The sequence below is a fragment of the Nocardia sp. NPDC050712 genome, from assembly GCF_040654295.1.
Taxonomy (GTDB): domain Bacteria; phylum Actinomycetota; class Actinomycetes; order Mycobacteriales; family Mycobacteriaceae; genus Nocardia.
Map to the genome: position 1 here is coordinate 1,073,308 of NZ_JBFAHT010000003.1, position 25,213 is coordinate 1,098,520.

The 25,213-nt window shown below is 67.4% G+C and carries 23 protein-coding genes and 3 tRNA genes; 12 read left to right on the forward strand and 14 right to left on the reverse strand.

From position 1 onward, the window contains the following. Positions 1 to 9 precede the first annotated feature (9 nt). Together AB0H76_RS25350 and AB0H76_RS25355 are read left to right on the forward strand one after the other, a co-directional pair. Entirely contained in the window at positions 10 to 978 is a 969-nt protein-coding gene (locus AB0H76_RS25350; protein WP_357328671.1) for a glycosyltransferase, read from the forward strand. Beyond that, the gene (locus tag AB0H76_RS25355) at positions 975 to 2,567 is read left to right on the forward strand and encodes a DUF2142 domain-containing protein (RefSeq protein ID WP_357328674.1); all 1,593 of its coding nucleotides are present in this window, start codon (positions 975 to 977) and stop codon (positions 2,565 to 2,567) included. Before AB0H76_RS25350 ends, AB0H76_RS25355 begins: the two co-directional genes overlap by 4 nt. Positions 2,568 to 2,606: 39 nt before the next feature. Here AB0H76_RS25355 and AB0H76_RS25360 read toward each other — a convergent pair whose 3' ends face one another. The 7 genes from AB0H76_RS25360 to AB0H76_RS25390 all read right to left on the reverse strand — a co-directional run bounded on the left by AB0H76_RS25360 (position 2,607) and on the right by AB0H76_RS25390 (position 9,083). Further along, entirely contained in the window at positions 2,607 to 3,455 is an 849-nt protein-coding gene (locus AB0H76_RS25360) for an NAD(P)-dependent oxidoreductase (RefSeq protein WP_357328677.1), read from the reverse strand. A gap of 171 nt (positions 3,456 to 3,626) precedes the next feature. Next, positions 3,627 to 4,214: a hypothetical protein gene (locus tag AB0H76_RS25365; RefSeq protein WP_357328680.1), complete on the reverse strand. Its 588-nt coding sequence runs from the start codon at positions 4,212 to 4,214 to the stop codon at positions 3,627 to 3,629. Between the two features lie 211 nt (positions 4,215 to 4,425). Further along, positions 4,426 to 5,478, reverse strand: coding sequence for a ribosome small subunit-dependent GTPase A (rsgA, locus tag AB0H76_RS25370; RefSeq protein ID WP_357328683.1), 1,053 nt, complete (start codon positions 5,476 to 5,478; stop codon positions 4,426 to 4,428). A 190-nt stretch (positions 5,479 to 5,668) separates the two neighbouring features. Then, positions 5,669 to 6,631 carry a glycosyltransferase family 2 protein gene (locus tag AB0H76_RS25375; protein ID WP_357328686.1) on the reverse strand — a complete coding sequence of 321 codons (963 nt, stop codon included), beginning with the start codon at positions 6,629 to 6,631 and terminating at the stop codon, positions 5,669 to 5,671. Further along, positions 6,628 to 7,470, reverse strand: coding sequence for an ABC transporter ATP-binding protein (locus AB0H76_RS25380; RefSeq protein ID WP_357328689.1), 843 nt, complete (start codon positions 7,468 to 7,470; stop codon positions 6,628 to 6,630). Before AB0H76_RS25380 ends, AB0H76_RS25375 begins: the two co-directional genes overlap by 4 nt. Before the next feature lie 7 nt (positions 7,471 to 7,477). Then, complete coding sequence (locus AB0H76_RS25385) at positions 7,478 to 8,353, reverse strand: ABC transporter permease (RefSeq protein WP_357329888.1); 876 nt, start codon at positions 8,351 to 8,353, stop codon at positions 7,478 to 7,480. A 136-nt stretch (positions 8,354 to 8,489) separates the two neighbouring features. Continuing rightward, positions 8,490 to 9,083, reverse strand: a complete 594-nt coding sequence (locus tag AB0H76_RS25390) for a bacterial proteasome activator family protein (RefSeq protein ID WP_357328692.1) — start codon at positions 9,081 to 9,083, stop codon at positions 8,490 to 8,492. 272 nt (positions 9,084 to 9,355) lie between these two features. Between AB0H76_RS25390 and AB0H76_RS25395 the strand changes: the two genes are divergently transcribed. Then, positions 9,356 to 10,558 (forward strand): cysteine desulfurase-like protein, encoded by a 1,203-nt coding sequence (locus AB0H76_RS25395; protein ID WP_357328695.1) that lies wholly within the window; start codon positions 9,356 to 9,358, stop codon positions 10,556 to 10,558. A gap of 6 nt (positions 10,559 to 10,564) precedes the next feature. On the opposite strand, the gene AB0H76_RS25400 is transcribed toward AB0H76_RS25395, so the two are convergent. Beyond that, complete coding sequence (locus AB0H76_RS25400) at positions 10,565 to 11,566, reverse strand: NAD(P)H-quinone oxidoreductase (RefSeq protein WP_357328699.1); 1,002 nt, start codon at positions 11,564 to 11,566, stop codon at positions 10,565 to 10,567. Between the two features lie 127 nt (positions 11,567 to 11,693). Here AB0H76_RS25400 and AB0H76_RS25405 point away from each other — a divergent pair, with 127 nt between their 5' ends. Further along, on the forward strand, positions 11,694 to 12,869 hold the full coding sequence (locus AB0H76_RS25405) for a lactate 2-monooxygenase (protein ID WP_357328702.1): 1,176 nt from the start codon (positions 11,694 to 11,696) through the stop codon (positions 12,867 to 12,869). Positions 12,870 to 12,946: 77 nt separating this feature from the next. Next, positions 12,947 to 13,031 (forward strand) — tRNA-Ser (locus AB0H76_RS25410). Positions 13,032 to 13,074: 43 nt separating this feature from the next. Here AB0H76_RS25410 and AB0H76_RS25415 read toward each other — a convergent pair. Then, entirely contained in the window at positions 13,075 to 14,196 is a 1,122-nt protein-coding gene (locus tag AB0H76_RS25415; RefSeq protein WP_357328704.1) for a nitric oxide synthase oxygenase, read from the reverse strand. A gap of 705 nt (positions 14,197 to 14,901) precedes the next feature. Here AB0H76_RS25415 and AB0H76_RS25420 point away from each other — a divergent pair. Next, a complete protein-coding gene (locus AB0H76_RS25420) occupies positions 14,902 to 15,864 on the forward strand; it encodes an alpha/beta hydrolase family protein (RefSeq protein ID WP_357328707.1) in 963 nt (320 codons plus the stop codon). Here AB0H76_RS25420 and hisC read toward each other — a convergent pair. Continuing rightward, a complete protein-coding gene (gene hisC, locus AB0H76_RS25425; protein WP_357328710.1) occupies positions 15,857 to 16,936 on the reverse strand; it encodes a histidinol-phosphate transaminase in 1,080 nt (359 codons plus the stop codon). The two genes, AB0H76_RS25420 and hisC, sit on opposite strands and share 8 nt — an antisense overlap. Before the next feature lie 155 nt (positions 16,937 to 17,091). Between hisC and AB0H76_RS25430 the strand changes: the two genes are divergently transcribed. From AB0H76_RS25430 to AB0H76_RS25455, 6 genes are all read left to right on the forward strand, one after another. Beyond that, entirely contained in the window at positions 17,092 to 17,805 is a 714-nt protein-coding gene (locus AB0H76_RS25430) for a dienelactone hydrolase family protein (RefSeq protein WP_357328713.1), read from the forward strand. A 92-nt stretch (positions 17,806 to 17,897) separates the two neighbouring features. Next, positions 17,898 to 17,987, forward strand: a tRNA-Ser gene (locus tag AB0H76_RS25435). 17 nt (positions 17,988 to 18,004) lie between these two features. Then, positions 18,005 to 18,077: transfer RNA gene (locus AB0H76_RS25440), tRNA-Arg, on the forward strand. A gap of 504 nt (positions 18,078 to 18,581) precedes the next feature. After that, positions 18,582 to 20,792 carry a caspase family protein gene (locus tag AB0H76_RS25445; protein ID WP_357328716.1) on the forward strand — a complete coding sequence of 737 codons (2,211 nt, stop codon included), beginning with the start codon at positions 18,582 to 18,584 and terminating at the stop codon, positions 20,790 to 20,792. Positions 20,793 to 20,840: 48 nt separating this feature from the next. After that, entirely contained in the window at positions 20,841 to 21,320 is a 480-nt protein-coding gene (locus tag AB0H76_RS25450) for an HIT family protein (protein WP_357328719.1), read from the forward strand. Between the two features lie 26 nt (positions 21,321 to 21,346). Further along, entirely contained in the window at positions 21,347 to 22,081 is a 735-nt protein-coding gene (locus tag AB0H76_RS25455) for a maleylpyruvate isomerase family mycothiol-dependent enzyme (protein WP_357328722.1), read from the forward strand. 3 nt (positions 22,082 to 22,084) lie between these two features. Here the strand turns inward: AB0H76_RS25455 and AB0H76_RS25460 are convergent, their stop codons facing one another. The 4 genes from AB0H76_RS25460 to dcm form a co-directional block, all read right to left on the reverse strand. Next, positions 22,085 to 22,477: a RidA family protein gene (locus AB0H76_RS25460; protein WP_357328724.1), complete on the reverse strand. Its 393-nt coding sequence runs from the start codon at positions 22,475 to 22,477 to the stop codon at positions 22,085 to 22,087. Continuing rightward, a complete protein-coding gene (locus AB0H76_RS25465) occupies positions 22,474 to 23,121 on the reverse strand; it encodes a DUF998 domain-containing protein (protein WP_357329890.1) in 648 nt (215 codons plus the stop codon). The genes AB0H76_RS25460 and AB0H76_RS25465 overlap by 4 nt, the downstream gene beginning before the upstream one ends. Before the next feature lie 341 nt (positions 23,122 to 23,462). Further along, on the reverse strand, positions 23,463 to 23,870 hold the full coding sequence (locus tag AB0H76_RS25470) for a very short patch repair endonuclease (protein WP_357328727.1): 408 nt from the start codon (positions 23,868 to 23,870) through the stop codon (positions 23,463 to 23,465). Between the two features lie 25 nt (positions 23,871 to 23,895). Beyond that, a complete protein-coding gene (gene dcm / locus AB0H76_RS25475) occupies positions 23,896 to 25,020 on the reverse strand; it encodes a DNA (cytosine-5-)-methyltransferase (RefSeq protein WP_357329892.1) in 1,125 nt (374 codons plus the stop codon). Between the last annotated feature and the right edge of the window lie 193 nt (positions 25,021 to 25,213).

Consider the following 25,213-nt stretch of genomic DNA (forward strand, 5'->3'; position numbering starts at 1 on the left):
TTTACCCGGGTGGATTCCACCGAGCTTCGAATCGCCGCAGTTGTCCCCTGCCACAACGAAGAGGCGTCGGTCGCCAAGGTCGTCGCCGATCTACAGGCCGCCGTGCCGGGTGTCGTCGTCTACGTCTACGACAACCTCAGCACCGACAAGACGGCCGAGCGGGCGCGCGAAGCCGGTGCGATCGTGCGGTACGAAAACACCAAGGGCAAAGGCAATGTGGTGCGCCGCGCCTTCGCCGACATCGACGCCGACGTCTATCTGATGATCGACGGTGACGACACCTACGAGGCGTCGGCCGCACCGCTGATGATCAAGACGCTGCTCGACGGCCCTTACGATCACGTGCTCGGCGTACGCCGGGAGGACGCGGGGGCCACCGCCTACCGCGCGGGCCACGAGACCGGTAACAAGGTGCTCAACGGCGTGGTCGGAAAGGTGTTCGGCGAGAACGTCGAAGACATGCTCAGCGGCTTCCGGGTGTTCTCCCGCCGGTTCGTGAAGAGCTTCCCCGCCGTCTCGCGCGAATTCGAGATCGAGACCGAGCTGACGGTGCATTCGCTGCACCTGCGCGTCCCGCAGACCGCGGTGCCGGTCGGGTTCCGCGATCGGCCGGCCGGCAGCGAGTCGAAACTGCGCACGTATCACGACGGTTTCAAGATCCTGAACCTGATCATCGGGCTGGCCCGGCACGAACGCCCGGTCGCGTTCTACGGGCTGTTCGGCACGCTGAGCTGGCTGATCTCCATCGCCCTCGCCATCCCGATCGTCGTCGAGTTCTACGACACCCACGAGGTGCCGCGATTCCCGACGCTGTTCCTCGCGTTCACGCTGCTGCTGCTCGGCAGCCTGGCCTGGACCGCGGGCCTGGTGCTCGACGGTATCCGCCGCTCCCGGCACGAGGCCTCGCGCCTGATCTACCTGCTGCACTCCGCACCGGGTGTGCACGACCGCGGCGGTGACGCGGAGCCTCGGCGGTGACCACCTCCGCCGATCGCACCGAGCCGGATACGGCCGGTGCCGCGGCCGCGACGAACGGGGCCGCGGCCGAGCCGAAGTCGACTCCCGCCGCTGAACAGGTACGCGCCGAGCAGGTGCACCCGGTGCGCCGGGTGGCCAGCTCGGTCGGGCATCGCTTCGGCGCCGCGGCGGTCGCGTTCGCGGTGCTCGTGACCATTTTCGGCGCGGCCTTCGCGGTGAGCACGCCGCCGTTCTGGGGGCACGACGAGATCACCCAGTTCGGGCGCGCCTATCAGGTGGCGCACGGCGGTTTCCTGCCGGAGCGGATCGAGGACACCCGCGGCATCTCCTACGGCGGCGAGGTGCCCACCAGCATCACCGAGCTGATGGGCTTCGCGCTGACCGACTACACCACCAATCCGCAGGAACCGGATCCGATGGTGGCCGACCCGGCCGACTACGACCGGCTCAAGTCGGCCGAGATCTCCGCGGCCGAGAAGCCGGTGTGGTTCACCAACACCGCCGCCTACTCGCCGGTGCCGTATATCCCGGCCGCCCTGGGCATTCGCGTCGCCGAGGCGCTCGGCCTCGAGGTCGGCGGCATGATCCTGGCGACCCGGCTGGCCGGGCTTGCCGTGTATCTCGCGCTGGTCGGTTTCGCGCTGTGGGCGCTGCGCCGGCACCGGGTGCAGTGGCTGGTGTTCGCGGTGGCGCTGCTGCCGATCGCGGTGTTCCAGGCGGGCACCGTCACCGCCGACACGATGACCAACGCGCTGGCCATCATGGTCTCCGCGCTGCTGGTGAAGGCGCTGTTCCGCGGTGATCGGCTGGGCCGCACCGAGACCGCCGCGCTGCTGGCCGCGACCGTCCTGCTGCCGCTGAGCAAGCCGACCTATGTGCTGCTGGCCATGCTGGTGGTGCTGGTGCCGGCCGAGCGGTTCGCGTTCGGCTCGGCCGAGCCCAAGCGCTGGCAACGGCTGGTGCCCTGGGTCTTCGCGGGCGTGGGCGCGGTGTGCTTCGCGCTCTGGACCAAGATCGCCGGACCGACCACCGAGGGCATGGGCCTGATGCGGCCCGAGCACCAGTGGAAGTCGGTGCGCCCCGGCGACCAGCTGTCCGGAATCCTGGGCGATCCGCTCGCTTTCGTGGACGTCTTCGGCGACAGTATCGTCTACCGCGACCAGCGCTGGTTCATCCAGTTCTTCGGTGAACTCGGCTTCGCCTACATCGACGTGCCCGCCCTGTCGATCGTGGCCTGCCTGCTCGCGTTCGCGGTGGCGCTGGGCATCTCCGACCGGATGACCGCCTCGACCCGCTGGCGCACTTGGGTGGCCGCGCTGACCGTGGCGGCCAGCGTCGCGATGATCTACGTGACGCTGTACATGTCGTTCACCCCGGTCGGCTACTACATCGTCGACGGCGTGCAGGGCCGCTACTTCGTGCCGCTGGCGATCGTCGCCTTCGCGGTGCTGCTGCGGTGGATGCCGTTGCGGCTCACCGATACCGAGGGCAAGACCCCGACCTTCGGCCCGGCGCTCACCATCATCGCCGCGAGCACGGTCGGCCTGATCGCCGCGTTCGCCAAGTACCACGCCATCGTCTGGGGCTAGTCCGTCGTCCCGGCCGCGGGCCGGGACGACGGCGCCGCGTCAGAGGAACAGGTCGGTGGTCAGTTCGCCGTCGCCCGGGGTGACCCGGTACTTCTCCAGGTCCGTGATGCCGTGTGCGGCAAGCACTTCGTCGTCGAGGAAGAAGTTGCCGGTGGTCTTCTCCGCGGGCGAGGTGAGCACCAGGTAGGCCGAGTCGGCGTAGATCGCGGGGGTGCGCGAGGTGGAGATCATCTCGTCACCGCCGAGCAGGTTGCGCACGGCGGCGGTGGCGATGGTGGTGCGCGGCCACAGCGAGTTCACGCCGATCCCGTCGCCCTTCAGCTCCTCCGCCAAACCCAGTGTGGTCAGCGACATTCCGTACTTGGCGATGGTGTAGCCCAGCGCCATACCGGCCCACTTCGGGTCCAGGTTCAGCGGCGGGGACAGCGTCAGGATGTGCGGGTTGCGCCCGGCCTGCGCGGACGCCCGCAGATGCGGGATCGACAGCTTGGACAGCAGGAAGCTGCCCCGGCAGTTGATGTCCTGCATCAGGTCGTACTTCTTCATCGACAGCGCCTCGGTGGGGGAGAGGTCGATCGCCGAGGCGTTGTTGACCACCAGATCGATCCCGCCGAACCGCTCGACGGTCTGCCGCACCGCCTCGGCCACCGATTCCTCGAGCCGCACATCGCCGACGAAGGGCAGCACCTGGCCGCCGGCCGCCTCGATCTCCGCGGCCGCGGTATGGATGGTGCCCGGCAGCTTCGGATGCGGCTGGTCGGTCTTGGCGATCAGCGTGACATTCGCCCCGTCCGCCGCCGCCAGCTTGGCGATCTCCAGCCCGATGCCCCGGCTCCCGCCCGACATGATCAACGTCTTGCCCGCCAACGGCTTACCCGAATCCGCCATGACCTGCTCCTGTCTGTATGCCGCAGGAATTACCGGCGCCCGCGGCCTCCGCACTTTCGCACCCTAAGCGTAAACCCGGCCGCTATGCAACCAGTTGCATATGCGGCGCGGGTAACAAAAACGGGGCATCGGACCGAATCGGTCCGATGCCCCGGGTGCGTAGGTGCCAGGTCAGGCCGCGGCGAGCCCGACGATGAACAGCAGCAGGCCCAGCACGCAGGGCAGCGCGATCAGGCCGTACATGATGTAGATGAAGATCAGGCCCGGGGTCTTCTGCGGGAATTCGCCGATGGCGCCGGGCAGCCAGAACATGGCGGGTGGCTTGTAGTAGTACCGAACCCCCTGGCCCTCGCTGAGCGCCACCTGCTGGTCCCCGGGGCCCATGTCGATCAGCCACGGCGTCGTGACCCGCAGGTGGTACTGGCCCGGCGCGACCGGAATGTGGTTCTCACCCCACTGGGTGTTGGGCACCTGCTGGCCGTTGATCAGGATCTTCGGCTTGGTGAGCAGGCCGAGCATGAAGGCGAACCACTCGTAGTCGGCCTGCACGGTGATTCCCGGCGGGGCCGGAGCGGCGTGCGGCTGTGGTTGGCCGTACTGCTGTGGCGCGCCCTGGCCGTATTGCGGTTGCCCGTAGGGCTGTTGGCCGTACTGCGGCTGCGGCTGACCGTACGGTTGTGCGCCGTAAGGCTGTGCGCCATAGGGCTGTCCGGCCGGAGGCTGTCCATACGGCTGCGGAGCGCCGTACGGCTGCCCCACGGGTTGCTGACCATACGCAGGCTGTCCGGGGTACTGCCCACCTTGCGCTTGGCCCTGAGGCGGGTATCCGCCGGGGTAACTCATCCAAACCCTCCCGAAAGCACGATCAATTCGCGCCGAACCCTACCGTGTGTCCGCGAGGGTGGCCGCACTGCCGACCGGCCGTCCGCACACCACGGGAATTCGGGTGTGCGGACGGTCTTTTCGGCACTCAGCGCCGGGAACCGCGCTCCCGGTACATGCGCCGCTGCTGCTTGCTGATCGACTTCCATTCGCGGGCACGTTCGGCCTGCACGCGCTTGTCGGTGCGGGACTCCATCCAGGCGTTCTCGCGGACCAGCTTGCGGTAGCTGTCGAACCGGCGCTGGGTCAGCGCGCCGGAGTCGAGGGCTGCCGCGATCGCGCAGCCGGGTTCGCCGCCGTGCGAGCAGTCCAGGAAGCGGCACTCGGCGGCCAGCGCCTCGATGTCGCTGAAGGTCTTCTCGATACCTTCGGCGGCGTCGTAGAGGCCGATACCGCGCAGCCCCGGGGTGTCGATCAGGGTGCCGCCGCCCGGCAGCGGCCGCAGCTCGCGGTGCACGGTGGTGTGCCTGCCCTTCTTGTCCACGGCGCGCACGTCGTTGGTGGCGAACACGTCCTGGCCGAGCAGTGCGTTGGCCAGGGTGGACTTCCCGGCCCCCGAGGGGCCGATCAGGGCGACGGTGCCGTCGAGCAGGGCGGTGAGCACGTCCAGGTCGGCCCCGGTGGCCGCGGAGACCGTCAGCACAGTCGCCCCGGGCGCCGCGGCCTGCACCTCCTCGATCGGAATATCCTCTGCCGCATCGGCTTTGGTGAGCACCACGATCGGCTGGGCAGCGCTCTCCCAGGTCAGGGCGAGCATGCGTTCGATCCGATTCAGGTCGACATCGCCGTCGGCCGCCGTGCAGATGAGCACGGTGTCGACATTGGCGGCCAGCACCTGGCCCTCGGAGCGGCCGGACACCGAGGAGCGCATGATCGCCGTGCGCCGCGGCAGCAGCTGCCGCACGGTCAGATCGGCGTCCACGGTGACCCAGTCACCGGTGCACAGGCCGCTGACCTCGGAATCCGAGCGCGGGCAGCGGGCCCGGGCCAAGCCGGTGGGTGTCGCCACATCGCATTCGCTGCGGTCCATCCGGATGACGCGGGCCGGTACCCGGCCGTCGGTGAGGAACGGGGCGTAAGTCGAGGCCAGGGCATCGGTCCAGCCGAAAGGAACGTGAAAGTTAGGGTCGTTCTCGACCATGATGGAGGGAATCCTTCGTCGGGTGCCGAACCCGAGCCGGGTTCAGCGAGGTGAGGTGGAGGGGGAGACGGGCGACGCGGGCACAGCCACCGCGGGCACGACAATCCGCACTGATGTAGTCACGCTCTCCACCTCCTCGACTCTCTCGACGTTCCAACCACCTTGGCACAGCCCGCGCGGGGCTCGCAACCTATTTTTCCGGCTTCCCGAACTGCTCGTGCCGTCCGAGGCTGCGTAGGTGGAACCATTCCTTCAGCCCGGCCGGGTCGCGGCGGGTGACCAGGAAGAACCAGGAGAACCGCACCCACTCCTGGGGCAGCAGCTTGCGCATGCCGGGCTGGGCCATCAGGTAGCCGCGGTTGCGATAGGTGAAGTACCGCTTCACCGGATCGTCCGGGTACTGGGTGTGCATCCGGCCGCCGAGAATCGGCTTGAACTCGGCCGCGCCGTTGGGGTGCAGGTAGGCGGTCTGCAAACAGGTGCCGAACGGCAGCCCCGACCGCACCAGCCGGCGATGCACCTCCACCTCGTCGCCGCGCACGAACAGCCGCAGGTCCGGCACGCCGATCTGATCGACCGCCTTCGCCGCGATCAGCGCGCCGTTGAACAGCGAGGCGATGCCGGGTAGGAAATCCTCGTCACCGAGCTCGGAGCGCAGCCGCCGCCACACCACGCCGCGGCGCAGCGGGAAGGCCAGCCGATCCGGTTCGTCGATATCGCAGACCACCGGCGAGACCTCGGCCAGCCCGTGCCGGCGGGCGCAATCCAGCAGCACCGCAAGCACTTCCGCGCCCTCGGGGCGCCCGTCGTCATCGGCCAGCCAGACCCAGTCCGCGCCGAGCGTCAGCGCGTGCAGCATGCCGAGCGCGAAACCGCCGGCCCCGCCCAGGTTGTGCGCCGAGCCCAGGTAGGTGGCCTCGATCGGCTGCTCGGCCACCAGTTCGGCGACCTCGGGCTCGTTCGCGTTGTCCACCACGATCAGGTGATCCACCGGCCGCGACTGGGAGGTCAGCACCTTCAGCGATTCGGTGAGCAGCTCACGGCGCTTGTGCGTGACCACCACCGCGACGATCCGGGCGTCGGCGCCGGTCGAGGGCTGCTCGAACGGCGCGTCCGGCCTGGTCGGGTCGCTCGGCCCGGTCGGGGAACTCATGCCTGATTACGCTCCAGTTCTCGATCACCTTGCGGGCCCGGCGTGCGTTCGGCCGCCAATTCCCGTAGCACCGTCGCCACGTGATTTCCCGCCTCGGGCCCCTCGTACGCGCGCACCACGTCTTCGATTCCGCCGCGTTCGCGGATCTGCCCGTGATCGATCCACAGCGCGGAATCGCAGAGCTGGGCGAGAAATTCGTTGGAATGGCTGGCGAACACCAGGATGCCAGACCGGGCCACGAGTTTCTGCAAGCGCAGCCGCGCCTTCTTCATGAATTCGGCGTCGACCGCGCCGATGCCCTCGTCCAGCAACAGGATTTCGGGATCGATCGAGGTCACCACGCCCATCGCCAGACGCACCCGCATGCCGGTGGAATAGGTGCGCAGCGGCATCGAGAGATATTCGCCGAGTTCGGTGAAATCGGCGATCTCATCGATCTTCGCCAGCATCTGCTTGCGGGTCTGCCCGAGGAAGAGACCGCGGATGATGATGTTCTCGTAGCCGGAGATCTCCGGGTCCATGCCGACGCCGAGGTCGAACACCGGCGCCACCCGCCCGCGAATCCGGGCGCTGCCCCGCGAGGGTTCGTAGATGCCCGAAAGCAGCCGCAGCAGCGTCGATTTGCCGGCGCCGTTGTGCCCGACCAATCCGACCTTGTCGCCCTCTTTCAGCGACAGGTTGATATCGCGAAGTGCTTCCACGACCACCACGTCGGACTGGTTGCGCCCGATGGAGCCGCCGGCCTTGCCGAGGAACGCCTTCTTCAGTGACCGCGACTTGGCGTCGAAGATCGGGAATTCCACCCAGGCGCCCTGGGTTTCGATGCTTACGTCGGACATATCGCCTTCACACCCAGTAGGGGACGCGGGACCGGTACTTCTTCATTGCCAAGACTGCCACCAGCCAGCCGACCACGGTGAAACTGATGACGACTATCCAGCTGCGCCAGTGGATCGGATCGCCGAGCAGGGGAGCGCGCACGATCTCCAAGTAGTGATAGGTCGGTACCAGTTCGACCAGTCGCGCGCGGTCGCTGACCGAACCACCCTGTTCGTGCAACACTTTCGCAGACCACATGACCGGTGTCAGCACGAACAGCATGCGGGTGAGGCTGCCCAGGATCGGTGCGATATCGCGGTAGCGGGTGCTGAAAATGCCGAACACGATGGTGACCCAGGCGGCGTTGAGGAAGAGCAGCACGATCGCCGGAATGGCGAGCAACACCGACCATCCGAGATCACGCCACACGCTGAAGGCCACCAGCAGCACCAGATAGATCGCCGCGTTGTGCGCGAAGAACAGGAACTGCCGCCACACCAGCCGGTAGACGTGCACACTCAACGCCGACGGAAGCTGTTTGATCAGGCCCTCGTTGGCGATGAACACATCGGAACCCTCGAGGATGCTGGCCTCGATCACGTTCCACACGATGATGCCGACGGTGACGTAGGGCAGATACTCCCGCAGCGGCTGGGCGAACAGCGTCGCGTACAGCAGACCGATGGCGGCCGCCTGCACGGCGGTGGAGATCGTGATCCAGAACGGCCCGAGCACCGAACGCCGGTAGCGCTGCTTGATGTCCTGCCAGCCCAGCGAAAGCCACAGCTCCCGTTGGGAGAACCCGTGGCGGAAGTCCTTGAACGCCCGCTGGAAGGTCTGCGAATCCGAGACGATCGGCTCCGCCGGAACGGCTTCCGCGGCCAATGGCTCGTCGGCAGTCACATGCACTGTGCTTTCTTCGGGACGCACCGTACTCACGTCGGAGTCGGGGCGAGCGGCAGCGGCGGACACGGTGCTCGACACTACCCTTGCGGCGTTCTGCGAGAACGGCCGGAACCAGGGTCGCGGGGGCGGGCGCTCAGAGGTACTGCCCGGACCCGCCGGTGACGTGGTTCGGGGTGCCGGTCCGGGCGTCACCGGCGTGGATGCCGGGCGGCAGCGCACCCTGGCGCATCTGCTCCAACTGCGCGCGGGCGGCCATCTGCTGGGCGAACAGCGCGGTCTGGATGCCGTGGAACAGGCCCTCCAGCCAGCCGACCAGCTGCGCCTGCGCGATGCGGAGTTCGGCGTCGGTGGGTACCGCGTCATCGGTGAACGGCAGGGTCAGGCGTTCCAGTTCCTCGCGCAGTTCCGGCGCCAGGCCCTGCTCGAGCTCGCGCACCGAGGACCGGTGGATCTCGCGCAGCCGGGTGCGGCTGGCGTCGTCCAGCGGTGCGGCGCGTACCTCCTCGAGCAGCTGTTTGATCATGGTGCCGATGCGCATCACCTTCGCGGGCTGCTCCACCATGTCGGCCAGCGATTCGCCGGCCTCGGCGTCCGCGGCCGCGGCGGCCTCGTCGTCGGAGACGACCTGAGCGTTCAGCGGCGTGCCCGCGTCGGCCGGGATCACCAGGTGCCGGCCGTCGGGTCCGACCACGACAATGGAATCGGGTGCGTCATCCGAATGCGTCATGACCCCCATCATGTCACCCGTTCCCGGGGTGCGCCCGTGCGCTCGGCGCCGGGGCCGGGGCGGCCGTGGCGGGCGTTGCGCCGGGTGCGAATCCGGCATCGCCGGTCGGTGTCTACGGGACGGCGCTGCGTCCTAAACTGGTCGGGTCGTCGTGTGGTTCGGATTTGCTGAAAGTCGGTTGCCATGCATTCACCCCGGTCGCTGCGGTGCCTTCCACCGGTCAGGCGGAACACGGTTACGCAGCCTCGGCCGCTGCCCTTAGAGTGGCCAGCATGACTTACGACGTCGCGAGGGTTCGGGGCCTGATACCGTCCCTGGGCGACGGCTGGATCCACTTCGACCCGCAGGCGGGCATGCTGGTCCCGGATGCGGTATCGCGTGCCGTCTCAACGGGTTTCCGCACGTCAGCGTTCTCGCACATCGGTCGTAACGGTGCCGCGGTGCGCAGCGCCGGCATTCTGGACGCGGCGCGCGAGGCGGTCGCGGATCTCGTCGGCGGCGACCCGGCGGGTGTGGTGCTCGGCCCCGATCGCGCGGTCCTGCTGGCCTGGCTGGCGGAGTCGCTGAGCTCGCGGCTCGGGCTCGGCACCGGCATCGTGCTGTCCCGCCTGGACGACGAGGCGAATGTCGCGCCCTGGCTGCGCATCGCGAACCGCTATGGCGCGCATGTGCGCTGGGCCGAGGTCGAGATCGAGACCTGTGAGATGCCGTCCTGGCAGTTCGAGGAATTGATCGGCCCGACCGCGCGGCTGGTGGCGCTGACGGCGGCCTCCCCGATCGTCGGGTCCGCGCCCGCGGTGCGGGTGGCGGCGGATCGGGTGCACGAGGTCGGTGGCCTGCTGGTTGCCGACGCGGTCGGCGCGGCGCCCTACGCGCTCATCGACATCGACGAACTCAACGCCGACGTGATCGCGCTCAGCGCGCCCGCGTGGGGTGGTCCGCAGATCGGCGCGCTGGTCTTCCGCGATCCCGCGTTCCTGGACCGGATCCCGTCGATGTCGTTGAATCCCTACGCCAAAGGCGCCGAGCGCCTCGAGGTCGGCGGCCATCAGTACGCGTTGCTGGCCGGGCTCACCACCTCCATCGATTTCCTGGCCGGCCTGGACGAGCGCGCCGCCGGCACGCGCCGCCAGCGGCTGGAGATCTCGATCACCTCGCTGCAGGACTACCACGATCAGCTGTTCGAGCACCTGATGGACGTGCTCGACAAGGTCCCCAATCTGACCGTCATCGGCCGGGCCTCCACCCGCATCCCGACGGTCAGCTTCACCCTGGCGGGCATGCAGGCGGAGAAGGTCGCGGCCAAGCTGGCCGACGCCCGGATCGGCACGCTGTCCGGTGTGCACGGCGGCAGCCGGCTGCTGGACGCGCTGGGCGTGAACGACGAGGGCGGCGCCGTCACCATCGGTTTGGCGCCGTACACAACGAAGTTCGAGATCGATCAGTTGGGCCGGGCGCTCACCGCGCTGGATTGATCCGCGTCAGTCCGCGACGCGCAGGACGACCTTGCCGAAAGTGCCGGAGTCGTCGAGCATTCGGTGTGCTCGCGCGGCGTCGGCGATCGGTACTTCCGCGTGGATGACCGGGGCGATGTCTTCGGCGGCGAGCAGCGGCCAGAGCCGGCGGCGCACCTCGGCGATCACCTCGGCTTTGCTGTTGGCACCCACGGCGGGGCGTTTGCGCAGGTTGTTCGCGTGGATGGTGCCCCATTTACCCAGCAGCGCGGCCAGATTCAGCTCGCCGGTGACGCCGCCCTGCATGCCGATGACCACCAGGCGGCCGTGATCGGCCAGCGCCTCCACATTGCGTGCCAGATAGGCCGCACCCATGTTGTCGAGGATGATGTCGGCGCCGGGACCGCCCGCGCCGGATTCCTGCGCCCGGACGATCTCGACGAAATCCTGCTCGCGATAGTTGATCAGCACACTGGCGCCGAGTTCCGCGCAGCGCTTCAGCTTCGCGTCCGATCCGGCCGTCACCGCGACCCGCGCCCCGCGCTGCACCGCGACCTGGATGGCGTGCGTGCCGATTCCGCTGCCGCCGCCGTGGATCAGCACCAGCTGCCCGGCGTCCAGCCCGGCCGTCATGACCAGGTTCGACCAAACCGTGGCGGCGACCTCGGGCAATCCGGCCGCGGCGGTGAGCTCCACGTTCCCGGGCACCGGCAGCACCTGCCCGGCGGGCGCCACCACCCGCTCGGCGTACCCGCCGCCGGACAACAGCGCGCACACCCGATCGCCGGCCCGCCAATCCTCGACGCCCGCACCGACTTCGGCGATCACCCCGGACACCTCCAGCCCCGGCAGCTCGCTGGCCCCGGGCGGCGGCGGGTAGAAGCCTTGCCGCTGCATCAGGTCCGCCCGGTTGACCCCGGCGGCCGCGACATCGATCAGCACCTCACCCGCACCCGGGCTCGGCTCGGGCACCTCGGTCCACTCCATGACCTCCGGCCCACCGAACCCGTTCAGCCTGATTCCGCGCATCCACCCATCCTGCCTCAGCGGCCTCCGCCGCCGCCCGCTCGCCGGACGCGTCGGCGAGTGCCGCCGGGTTGCGGAAATATGGGTGAGCGGCGCGCGCCGGGCGGCCGGAAAGACTAGCGTTCGGGCCGTGAGCAGCTTTATCGACTTCCAGAACGAGATCTACCTGGCGGGACTGGGTGGCGCGGTACCCGAGTTGCCGATGACGGCAGCCGGATTGGAACAGCGGGCGCGCGAGGTGCTCGGCGCCGCCGAGTTCGCGTACGTCGCGGGTAGCGCCTCCGCGGAGCGAACGGCCGCGGCCAATCGGGCCGCGTTCGATCGGCACCGGATCGTGCCGCGGATGCTGCGCGGCACCACCGGTCCCGGCGCGCGGGATCTGTCGGTGGAAGTGCTCGGCACCCGCCTTGCCGCGCCGGTGCTGACCGCTCCCGTGGGCGTGCTGGAGTTGATGCACGACAAGGGCGAGGTGGTCGTCGCCGATGTCACCAAGGAACTCGGGATCGGCTCGGTGCTGTCCACCGCGTCGTCCTCCACCATCGAGGAGGTCGGCGCCGCCGCGGGCGAGTGGTGGTATCAGCTGTACTGGCCGAACGACGACGATCTGGCCCGCTCCTTCGTCGAGCGCGCCGACCGCGCGGGCGCGAAGGCCATCGTGGTCACCGTCGACACCCCGAGCCTGGGCTGGCGGCCGCGCGATCTCGAACTGGCGCATCTGCCGTTCCTGCACGGCAAGGGCATCGCCAATTACCTGTCCGACCCGGTCTTCCGGGCGAAGCTGGCGGCCCCGCCGGAGCAGAGCCCGGAGGCGATGCAGATCGCGATCCTCACCTGGGTCGGCCTGTTCGGCAACCACACCCTGCGCCCGGCCGATCTGGCGCACCTGCGCGAATGGACCGATCTGCCGATCGCGGTGAAGGGCATTCAGCATCCCGACGACGCCCGCCAGGTCGTGGACGCGGGCGCCGACGCGGTGATCGTCAGCAACCACGGCGGCCGTCAGGTGGACGGCGCCATCGCATCCCTGGACGCGCTGCCCGCGGTGGTCGCCTCCGTCGGCGATCGCGCGGACGTGCTGTTCGACTCCGGCGTGCGCACCGGCTCCGACATGCTCGTCGCGCTGGCGCTGGGCGCGAAGGCCGTACTGTACGGCCGCCCGTGGGCCTACGGCCTCGGCATCGCCGGCCGCGCGGGCGCCCGGCACGCGCTGCGGCTGCTGCTCGCCGACTTCGATTCCGCACTGGGCCTTGCCGGTTGCGCGGCGCCCGCGGCGCTGGATCGCGCCCTGATCGCGACCACCCGCTGAAAGTCGTGCTCCCGGCCCGCGTCGGCCCGGTAATCGGAAAGCGTGCCGACTGCGCGGTGCGATAGCATCAGGGCCCTGGAGACGTGGCAGAGCGGCCGAATGCACTCGCCTTGAAAGCGAGCATGGGTAACACCATCGGGGGTTCAAATCCCTCCGTCTCCGCTGCGGCCTCTGGCCTGGGTAACCAGGTCAGAGGCCTTTTTGCTCACCCCCGGCGGACGAAGTTCGGGCGGATCAGATCGTCCGGCGGGTCGAAGTAGCGCTGGAAGGTGGGGGTCAGGCCCGAGGAGATGGGCGGGTTGATCCAGGACCAGTCGGTGGGGCAGGTGCGGCCGGCCGATTGCTCGCGAGCGACGTGGTCGCAGAACTGCTTGGCGACGGTGTGATGGTCGACGACGTAGACGCCCGCCTTGCGATAGCTGTGCAGTACCGCGCGGTTGAGTTCGATCAAAGCCTGGTCGCGCCACAGGGTGCGGGCACTCGAGGTGTCCAGGTTCATCATGTCGGCGATCAGCGGGAGCATGTTGTAGCGGTTGGTGTCGGACAGGTTGCGGGCGCCGATCTCGGTGCCGACGTACCAGCCGTTGAACGGCGCGCACGGATAGGTGACGCCGCCGATCTCCAGGTCCATGTTCGAAACCACCGGTACCGCATGCCATTTCAGGCCGAGCCCGGCGAACCAGTCGAAGTCCGGGTGCTCGAGCGCCACCTCGCGGGCCAGCTCGGGTGGCACGTCGAACCAGCGGATCGGCTCGTCGGGGGTGCTGATCAGCACCGGCAGGATGTCGAACGGCGTGCGCGCCCCGCGCCAGCCGAGCTTCTGCGCGAACTCGGTGATCGCGATGTGGGCGGCATCGCCGGTGACGGTGCCGTCACCGTTGCTGTATCCGGCGTAGCGGATGAGTTGTGGTGAGACGATGCGGAATTCGCGGCCACCGGGCCGGCGCGGCGGGCCGACGGTGATCATGGATTGGACCGCGCCGCCGTTGGTGGCCAGGCGCAGATGCTCCCAGCAGGCCTCGGCCAGCTCCCGGGCCGAGGACACCTGCCGCGCGTCGATCAATTTCAGTGCGCGCCAATGCTTCCGGCCGACGCAGCGGGCGTGGTTGCGCCAGGCGAGCCGGGCGCCGATCAGGATTTCCTCGGCGGTGTGCTCGTAGGTGGACTCGTGTTCGAGTTCGCGCAGGGCGACCCGGCGGCGATGACTCGGCAGGTGCGCCAGTTCCGGTTGTCGGAAGAACTCGTCGCACTCGCGCAGCCGGCGCGCCTGCTCCGGGCCGAACGCCCCTGCGTCGGTTAGTTTTTCGAACTGTCGAACAGGCAACATGTGGTTCACGATTTCTCCGGTCGGGCATCAGGTACTGCGAGCAGACAAGACAGCGAACGTGGAGCTGGGATCGATCACCGGCGTAGGCCGGCCGGGGGAGCGGCGCGCCCCCGCAAAAGTTCGCGCGGGGTATGCGCGGCAGCCGCCGGGCGGCAACGGGGGAGCGCGGTACGGCCGACCGCCACCGATGCCGTGAAGTAGCCCGCACTCGAGATCGAGTACTGGGCACGGGGTGTTACCGAGGCGGGCACCACCTCGGCGTCCTTCGCGCACATCCGCGCACGCAACACCGTGATCAGGGTGTGGGGCAGAGCTGCGCGCGGTCATACGATTTCCGATCGACGCCTGACGAAGGCCCGAAGAAAGCGTACGACCAGTGTGCTGACTGTGTGCCCGAATTCGGCGTATTTGCCGATGGATTGGTATCAGCTATCAATCAAGCGACCGAATCGGAGTTAGCTAGGCGCCTTCGTCCCGGTCGGCTGGCGCTTTCGTCCCGGATCGAACACCCGTGCCAGGCCCGGCCGACGCGCCCGCAGGACTCGCCGCGAGAATCGCTGGCGCGGGGGTCGAACCGTACATTTCTGGCAGTATGGCGGTATGCGGTCTCGGCGCAGAACCCTCTCCGAGCACATCAGACGCCGACTATCCGGCGTCCTCGTCGCTGCGGCCCTACTAGCGGGTACGGCGGCCGGGACACCTCTTGTGCTCGCAGACCCTCCGGACAGACCCAACAGCGGCTCCTCGGACAAGCCCGACCCGGCCGAGCCCACCACCACGCCGCCGAGCACGCCGTTCATCGAGCGTGTCATCCAGATCGGCCCGCGCAGGCTCAGCGTGCTCGTCTCCTCGCCCGCCATGCGCCGCACCGTCGAAGTGCAGGTTCTGCTGCCGCGCAATACCTCCCAGCCCCGCCCCGTCGTCTACATGCTCGACGGCCGCAGCGCGAAATCCGAGAGCAACAACTGGACCGTGCTCGGCGGGGCCGCCGAATTCTTCGAGGACAAGGACGTCACGGTGGTACTCACCGTGGGCGGTCCGGCCAGCTACTACACCGACTGGCAGCGTCCCGACCCGGTCCTGGGCCTGAACAAGTGGGAGACCTTTCTGACCGCGGAACTGCCGCCGCTGATCGACGCGCGGTTCGACGGCAACGGCCGCAACGCGGTGATGGGCGTCTCGATGGGCGCCGAGGCCGCCCTGATGCTGGCGGTCCGGCAGCCGGAGCTGTATTCCGCGGTGGCCGGGCACAGCGGCTGCTACGAAATGGGCAGCGACACCGGGCAAGCCCAGACCCGCGCCGTGATCGCCACCTATAACGGCAAGGCGGACAACATGTTCGGCACCGAGGACGATCCGCAGTGGCAGGCCCACGATGTGCTCTCGCAGGCGGAGGCGCTGCGGGGCATGGCGATCTATCTGTCCGCGGGCAGCGGCATCCCCGGCAAGTACGACGTGCCCGGCAACCCCGAGGTGGTCAGCGCCATCGGATTCGGCGGCCCGCTGGAGGCCGCCACCTTCACCTGCACCCGTACCCTGGCCGATCGCCTTGCCGCCCTGCGGATTCCGGCCGCGGTCAGCCTGCGCCCGACCGGAACCCACTCCTGGCCGTACTGGGTCGACGAACTGTCGGACTCCTGGCCGGCGGTCTCGGCGGGCCTCAGCTGAAGCGCGCCGCCACCGCGGGGTCGGTGGCGAAACGCAAGAACTGGTCGTTCTCGTGCGGATCGCCGGTGGTGACCCGCACGCCGTCGGTGCCGTAGGGCCGCACCAGCACGCCCGCTTCCGCGCTGGCCTCCGCGAACGCGCCGCTGCGCTCGCCCAGCGGCAGCCAGACGAAGTTGGTCTCGCTCGGCGGCACCGCGTAGCCGGCGGTGCGCAGCGCGTCCCGGACGCGCTCGCGCTCGACGATCAGCGCGTGCGTCCGATCGAGCAGCTCACCGCGCGCCTCCAGGGACGCGATCGCCGCCGCCTGCGCCACCCGGTTCACGCTGAACGGGATGTGCACCTTCATCAGCGCGGTGATCACCTCCGGATCGCCGACCGCGTAACCCACGCGCAGGCCCGCCAGCCCGTAGGCCTTCGAGAAGGTACGCAGCACAATGACATTGGGGCGGCCGCGGCCCAGCTCCACGCCGTCCGGGCACTGGCCGGTGCCGGCCAGCCGCAGGTATTCGAAGTACGCCTCGTCGAGCACGACGAGCACGTTCGTTGGCACCGCGTCGAGGAACCGCTCCAGCTCGTCGCGGCCCACCGCGGTGCCGGTCGGGTTGTTCGGATTGCAGACGAAGACCAGCTTGGTCCGGGGCGTCACCGCCGCCGCCAGCGCCGTCAGATCGTGCACGTGGTCCGCGGTCAGCGGAACCTGCACGGCCGTCGCGTGTCCCACCTGGGTGACGATCGGGTAGGCCTCGAACGAGCGCCACGCGTACAGCACCTCGTCCGCCGGGCCGGCGCAGGTGATCTGCACCAGCTCCTGCAGCAGCGCGACACTGCCGCAGCCGACGGCCACCTGCTCGACGGTCACGCCGAGGAAGTTCGCGAGCGCCGCGCGCAGTTCGGTGGCCTGGTTGTCCGGGTAGCGGTGCGCCAGCTCGGCGGCCGCGCCGATCGCCTTGGCCGCGGCGGGTAGCGGCGGCAACGTGGTCTCGTTGCTGGCGAGTTTCACCGCGCCGGGGTAACTGCGGCCTGGGGTGTAAGCCGGTATGGAGGAAAGGTCCGGCCGGATCTGCGCGCTCACCCTCTCACCCTAAACGGCGGCGATCGTATCGCGGAGGTCTCATTCGGGCTTCCGGGCGTGATCAAGCAGGTAATGCGTACCGGAAAAATTGCGGTTAGAACGCGCTCACGTGCAATTTCTCGCCAAGATCAGCCCCTCGCCCTACTCTGGATTCCATGTCGGGCACCTACGACGATATTGCCCCCCTACGCCGAGCCACCGCTCCGGCGCAGGCACCGGATGCCGACCGGCAAGTGCCGATCATGGTGATCGAGCCGGACGGGAACGCGCGTGGCGCGATCGTCGTCCTGCACGAGTCGCGAGAGTTCACCGCACCGTTGCTGGAGCTCATGCAGGCGCTCTCGCTCGACGGCTGGACGGTTGTGGCGCCCAACCTCTTTCACCGGGCCAATGGTGATGTTTCTCACGAAGTGTTCGGCGACGAGCTGTTCGACGACTTCGACGCCTGCCACGACTGGCTCACCGCGCACGGCGTCTTCCCCGACTGCATCGGGGTCCTCGGCTTCGATCACGCGGGCACCGCCGCGTTCCTGGTCGCCACCAATCGGCCGGTCGGCGCCGCGGTCAGCGTCGCCGCCCCCGGCATCATCGAGCCGCTCACCGCGGAGTGTGATGCCCTGGTCCAGGCCGCCCCCGGCCTGCAAGCCCCCTGGCTCGGGCTCTACGGCGCCGACGATCCACACATCCCGGCGGCCCATATCGATCAGCTCCGCGACGCCGCCGCGCTCGCCGCCGTCGCCTCCCTCGTCGTCAGTTACCCGGGTCTGCACCACCGCGCCGACCACGCCGCGCCCGAGGCCGAGGAAGACTTCGATCTCATCGCCTCCCAAACCCGCATCTTCGACTGGTTCGACAGCAACTTACGGTAGTTGACCAGGCGTTTTGTACTCTGAGCGATGCCTCCTGTAATCTTCATGCTCGGCGGTTCGAAAGGACCGGTGCCCTCGAAGAGAAGGCTCCAGGAGGCGTGCCAGAGCGGCCGAATGGGACTCACTGCTAATGAGTTGTCCCTTCACGGGGACCGGAGGTTCAAATCCTCTCGCCTCCGCCACACAACTGAATACCCATGCGCCCGTAGCTCAACGGATAGAGCACTTGACTACGGATCAAGAGGTTAGGGGTTCGAATCCCTTCGGGCGCACACACAACCAGCGAAAACGTTGGAAGCGCAAACCGCGAACAGAGCACGTGTTCGCGGTTTGTTTGCGTTGCAGAGCTTCTTGCACCTCGTTGGACATGGTCGACGTTGCATCACACTGAACTGTGGGCACCGCCGGCTCCAGTACGGCTTCGCGCTGGGAGCTGCCGGGCGCGGTCGCACGGCGGTGGTGGTGGTTGCCGCGTGGATGGCATGTGTAGTGAATCATGGACTCTCGGTGGCTACGTGTCGGCGCCCGAGCCCTGATCGATCCCCCTCGCGCAGCCTACGGAGCCGGGGATGGCGACGCTGCTAGCAAGGGCCCCTGGCGCCCCGCGCAGTCGAGCGCGAGTTGCAAGGTTAAGCGCCTCGCTGACACCCACTGACCACACGGTGCAGCGCAGCCACCGGCGACGTCAGGACCGAATGTAGTTGCGCGGATCGCTCCCGCCTCGCATCTTGGAAGCGTAACCTGATCCTCAGTTCAGAGGTTCGGAGGTGGTTCTGATGAACCGAGCAGTTGTCGTCGGAATCGACCGCTATGGTGGGGCACCACTGCATGGATGCGTGAATGACGCGAATGACGTTGCCGATTGCCTTTCGGACAAGGGCTACGACTTCGACTGCGTTACGCTTCTCGATGGTCAAGCAACTCGTTCCGGTATTCTCCAAACAGTTTCTGCCATAGCTTACGGGGAGAGCGGGCATACGCTGGTATTTTATTTTGCGGGCCATGGACATGTGATTGGCAATGCGGGGCATCTGGTCACCTGCGATGCGCAGCCATACGACCCCGGAGTATCTTTGAGTCATCTGGCGCAGATCATGGAGTCGGCGAGCTCAAATTTCGATCATGTGATTTCGATACTTGATTGCTGCCACTCGGGTTCCGCATTCAGCTGGACAGACAGTAGACCGCTGCGATCTGCTGACATCGAGCGTGAAATACCGTCCGTAAACGAGAGTAGATGCATCCTTGCCGCATGCCGCCCCGAACAGAGCGCTGTAGAGCAGGATGGCCACGGTATCTTCACGGATGCGCTGACTAGCGCACTGCTCGGTGGGGCGGTCGACTGGGAAGGGCAAGTAACGCTGCACAGCGTGTACGACTATGTTTCAAAAGCAATTCCGGTCGATACGCAAACCCCGGTGTTCAAAGGCGATATCGCCGGTACGGTAATCCTGGGCAGAGGTTTTCCACCCCGAGAGGGAAAGCCTATCGAAAGCAGCAAACTTGGCGAGACTCTGGCCAAGGCCCATAACCTAATCGATAAGTATCACTACCATCAACTGTCTGAACTGTCCGAACGTGGAGTTCGACTACAGCGGGGGGCCAAAAGCTGCGCGGAGACGCTCGAACCGATAGTGAAGTGGTTTGAGGACACTGAGCATGCCCTCCCGGATTTGCGGCGGGAACCGGACTGGAAGAGTCTGATCGTCAGACTCAGGGAGTTTCGAAAGAATCTGGCGGACATTACGATCGGAGAACAGACGCGATTCGGTCGGGTCGTTCGGCATCTCGGCCATGGAGGCTATGGCCATGTTTGGGAAGTCGAGGGGCCAGGCGGGATTAACCGCGCAATGAAGGTGTTTCATGGCAACGAACTAGATGACGAAGTTAAGGTCAGTCGTTTCCGGCATGGATACGAAAATATGCGCACTCTAAGCCACCCGCGAATTGTCCAAGTGTACGATATCGTCAAAGCGCCATACGGTTTCATCATGGATGCAATAGCCGGTGAGAATCTTCGTCGTGCGTATATTGACCGCGAAGATCCGGAAATAGTTCTTCGTTTACTGCTCGATATCTGCCAGACTGTTCAGTATGCTCACGCTAAATCGGTGAAGCATCGAGATATAAAGCCGGAAAACATAATCGCAGAGCGCGGTGATAATGGAGAACTGATTCCTTATCTAACGGACTTTGACCTTGCCTATCATGAGACAAATAGAACAGTCACGACCAATATCGGTGTCGGCGGAGTGATAAATTATGCTGCGCCGGAGCAACTCTTTGAGCCGAATACAAAGACTGCGCGCTCGGAGACTGTCGATATCTACAGTCTCGCGCAGCTGATGTTCTTTGTAATCACGGGCAGGGATCCCAGCGGAGAAAAACTCATGAAGAATGTAGAGGTTCTCACAAAAACGCTTGGAAACTGGGTTGACGACAGGGCTGCAACCCTCTTGATAGCTCTATATAAAAAGGCCACTTCTAAGCCTTCGGAGCGCCCGCAAACTGTGCTGGAATTTATGAAGGAAGTTAACAGAGCGGAAGCCATAATTTCGCTTGCGAGCGGAACGGATTATGTTTCTGAGGAAGATTTCTGTCGCCGGGTGGGCTTCCTCTATCGCGGTATCGGGGGATATACGGATTCCGATCGTGCATGCCGTATGAACAGCCTCTCTGGTCAAGTTGAGGTAGTGGCACGCTTGGTTGATGCCGATGGCGCACAACATGCAAATTTAGAGATTGAGTGCTCGGTCACCGGGTCGTTGACCATTCCAGCCCTGAAGTCGAGCAAAACCGGCAGGGAATCCATCAACGTCAGACTGGATAAATCTCTCAAGCGATTTCCTAACGCCACTCGGCATCCTGGAAACAAGGGAACTTTCCAAACATATGTGTACGTCAGGGATGTTTCCCTGGACGTAGCCGGCGTCAGTTCTGTCGTGGAGATCGTCTCCACAACTGTCGCGAGCATTGAGCAATGGTAGTAAACCGGCAACCAGCGCTGGCGCTGCCGGTTCTGCCATCCTGAGACGATGAGTATCGAGTGGCCCGCCGATTGGGCGAATCTGACGCGCGGTATCGGTTGTGTGATGTGCGATTCGAGGCGGGCCGACGCCGATGACTACGGGGTGCGGATCTTCAGCTCCGAGAACATCGATGCCGCGTTGCAGCGGGCCGACATTCAGCGGGGCTACACGGTGGTGCTCTGGCGCGGGCGGCACATCACCGAGCCGTTCGAGCTGACCGCCGCGGAGTCGGCGGAGTACTGGGGTGCGGTGATGCGGGTGGCCGAGGCTTTGATGGAGTACTACCGGCCGCTCAAGATGAACTACGAGACGCTCGGGAACTCGGTGCCGCACCTGCATACTCATCTGCTGCCGCGCTACGTCGTGGATCCGGCGCCCGGGCGGCCGTTTCCGTTGCTGCCGCAGAACGGGTCCGAGCCCAAGATTCCCGACGCCGACCTGCACGAGCAAGCCGAGGCACTGCGGCGGGCATTGGGTGGCCGGTAGGGGCCGGGCGGGATTATGGTCGGGAGGTGACCAGCGCTGATTCCGCCGCTCCCGTCGAGGTGATCGAGCAAGTGGCCGAGGGGACCACCCGGCTGCTCGCGACCATCGAGGGGATGAGCGAGAAGGACATCGAGCAACCCTCGGCGCTGCCGGGCTGGACGCAGGGGCACCTGCTGGCCCATATCGCGCGCAACGCCGACAGCCTGGTGAACTTGCTGACCTGGGCGCGCACCGGGGTCGAAACCCCGCAGTACGCAAGCCCTTCGGTGCGGGACCGGGAAATCGAGGAGGGCGCGCCGCGTCCGCTCGCGCAGCAGGCCGCCGATGTGCGGGACACGGCGGCGCACTGGCTCGAGCTGGCGTGCACCGCTCCCGAGTCGGCGTGGACCGCGACCGTGCGCAATCGACAGGGCGGCGAGCTGCCGGGGTCCTTCATTCCGTGGATGCGGTTGCGGGAGGTGGAGATTCACCACGTGGATCTCGGCCTGGGCTACCGCCCGGTGGACTGGCCGGCGCCGTTCGTGGCCCGCCTGCTGCCCGAGGCGGCCGCCGATCTCACCCGGGCCGCCGCCAAAAGCGATACGCCCGCACCGGCTTTCGCGATCGAGGCGGCCGATCTCGGCTTCCGCTCTACCATCGGCGTCGGCGCACCCCAGCACGCCGTCACGGGCCCGTCGCACGCGCTGCTCGCCTGGCTGCTCGGGCGCTCGGCCGGCGCCGGCCTGACCGGCGAACTGCCCGCGCTGCCCGCCTGGAAGTAGGCGCTAGCCGCCGAGGACGGCGTCGGCTTCGATCTCCACCAGCAGCGCCGGGGTGATGAAGGCCCGCACCTCGTACATCGAGGCCGCCGGTTTGATCTCGCCGAAGAACTCGCGGTGTGCCGCGGCCACCTCCGGCCAGCGCGCGATATCGGTGACGAAGATCCGGGTGCGGATGACATCGGACAGGCTCGCACCGGCCTCGCCGAGGGCGGTAGCGATGCGCCGCAAGGCTTCTCGGGCCTGCTCGCCGATATCGTCACCGCCGATCGCGGTGCCGCCGGGCGCGGCCGCGGTGCTGCCGCTGACCGCGATGACGTTCCCGATCCGCACCGCGCGCGAATAGCCGACGACGTCTTCGAAATCCGACTCCGAGGAGATGTTCACACGATCACTCACGGTGTCAGCATGTCATCCCGGGCCTCGCGCAACACGGCGATGCCGAGCGCGGCCAGCCACAGTGACATCGCCCCGACCTGGATGCGCTGGGCGATGCCGAGGGCGTAGTCGCCGGAGAGGTTGTCGGCCACCAGCATCCAGACGGTCGCCAGCGCGCCGAGGATCAGGAAGACCAGCCCGAGTTCGCGCAGGATCCGCCAGTGCGGCCGGTAACGGAAGGCGGCGAGACTGAACGCGAAGACCGCGACCGCGATCGAGGTGACGGCCAGCGTGCTGGACAGCGCATGCGGCTGGTGCAGCTGCGGGAACAGCGCCTTCTCCGCGCACGCGGGCGCGCCCGGGGTGCCGCAGTCGTGCAGCGGCAGCAGGACGTCGGCGATGGTCGACGCGCTGAAGCAGAGCAGCGCGACCCAGCCGACGGTGGTGAGCGCGCGTCTGGGGAACAACCAGAGCCCGGCCAGCGCGGTGGGGATCAGCAGGGTCGCGGTGATCTTGTCACCGGTGGAGAACACCCAGCGGTAGGGCTTGCCCTCGGCGTCGAGTTCGCTCAGGAAGCTGTTGACCGGGTCGGCGTGCACGGGCAGGACGAACTCCAGCAGCCAGGACGAATAGCAGAGGCCGGCCAGCACGAGCGCCACGGCCATGGCCAACGGGACGACCCTCCGCCGTAGGTGAGCTATCTCTCGGCTATCGGTCACGGGGTCCATTCTCGGGCACTCGGCCGGTGACAGCCCAGAAACAGACCGCACGTTTCGGTATCAATGGCGTATTCGCACCTCTCTGCCATGCCCGCCTCAGAGTTCTGCCAGGTTCAGGGCGGATTCTGGACTGGATCACAGGGGTAAGCAGAAGAGGAGTGTTCCAACAATGAACGGTCTGATTTCCGCCTTCGCCGGGCTCACGGTCATGGCGGCCATGGTGGTTTCCGGTTATCTGGCGACCCACGCACCCACCAACCTGGTCCAGCAGCGCCGCCGCCGGTAGTTCATCGCCCGATCGCGGCCTGGACCCGATCGGCCGCCGTGGCCGGGTCCTCGTGCTCCCAGATCCGGACCACCTGCCAGCCCGCGGCGATCAGCGCCGCGTCGGTGGCCCGGTCGCGCGTCACATTGCCGGCCAGTTTGGCCGCCCACCATTCGGCATTGTTCTTCGGATCCGTCGCGTGCCGCGGACAGCGGTGCCAGAAACATCCGTCGACATAGACCGCGACGCGTAACCGCGGGAACACCACGTCGGCCCGTCGCCGCTGGCCCCGCAGGGGCGCGCGATCGACGAAATAGCGCAGCCCGCGCCGGTGCAGCTCTTTGCGCAGTGCCAGTTCGGGTTTGGTATCGCTGCGGCGCTGGCGCGCCATGCGCGCACTGGTCGCCGCGTCGGTCGGGGGCCTGGTCATCGCCTACCAAGTTACGCAGCGCCGCTCAGGGCTGCATGCGCTCGAGGTGGCTGTGCACGTCATCGAGGAAACCGGGCGGGAAACGCAGGTTGCCCATGGTGGTGCGGCGCAGGAAGCCGGCCGTGGCCCGGGCCGAGAGCAGCTTGGAATCGGCGAGATAGTTCTTCAGGTCCTCATAGGGCTGGTGCACCGGCCAGGTGGACACTGGCATACGTTGAGCAACCCCTGCTCGACCCCATGCCGCCGTCGGCCACGCCGTGCTCTCCGACAGCGGCAAGCCTCTGGGAAAATCACCCTCGGGCGCCGCCAGTCGCGAGCCGATCCACTCGGCCATTCGCACGCTCACCGCGTTGCCGACCAGCTTCCACCGATGCCCGGGCCGCACGCCCGGCACCTCGGTCGAGGGCGCGGTCCAGCCGGCGGCGAATCCCTGCAACCGTTCCCCGTCGATCAGGCCGGGCGTCACCAGCTCGCCGGACGGCAGCCGGACCGCCGGCGGACTCGCGATCCCCAGCGCCGAACCGCCCTTCAGCGTGGGCACCGCGTTGACCGCCCAGCCCAGCCCGCGCACCCCCTCGGTCCAATAGAAACCGCACGGATCCCGGTGCGGATCACCGACTTCCCGCGGCCCGGCATCGGCGCCGAACAGCACCGGGCGCGGGTCCTCGGTGCGCGAGGCCAGCATCAGCACGCGCTGGCGCCGCTGCGGCAACCCGAACGCGCGCCCGTCCACCACCCGGTAAGCCCAGGTGTAGCCGAGCTCCTCCAGCACGCCGGTGATGTGCCGCATCGCCGCCCCGCGGCCCAGCTGCAGCATGAACGGCACGTTTTCGATGAGCAGCCAGCGCGGGCCGCGTTTGCGGCGCACCAGCCGGAAGACCTCGTCGACGAGCCCGGAACGCGACCCGGTGATGCCCGCGGTGCGCCCGGCTTGCGACAGGTCCTGGCACGGGAAGCCGGCCGCCACCAAATCGGTTCCCGCCGGGAGCGCGCGCAGCCGGGTGACGTCGGAATGCAGCTCGACCTCGGGAAAATGCGCGGCGAGCACGCCCTGCGCGCCCCGGTCGATTTCGCAGAGCAGCTCGGTCTGCCAGCCGTGCCTGCCGAGGCCGAGTTCCAGCCCGCCGATCCCGGCGAACAGCCCGACCATCCGCCCGCCCGTCACTGTCCACCTTTCAGCCGCCGCGATCCACCACCGCCGTGCGCGGTGTGCACGTTACTCGAGCCGTCGCGGCACTGCGCGACAGTGTGCGCCGAGCACGGCCCGGCCGGTACGCCCGTACCAGGTTGCGTGTCTTGCTGCGGATTAGCTCACCCTCCCCGATAATTCGATTCGGCCCCAG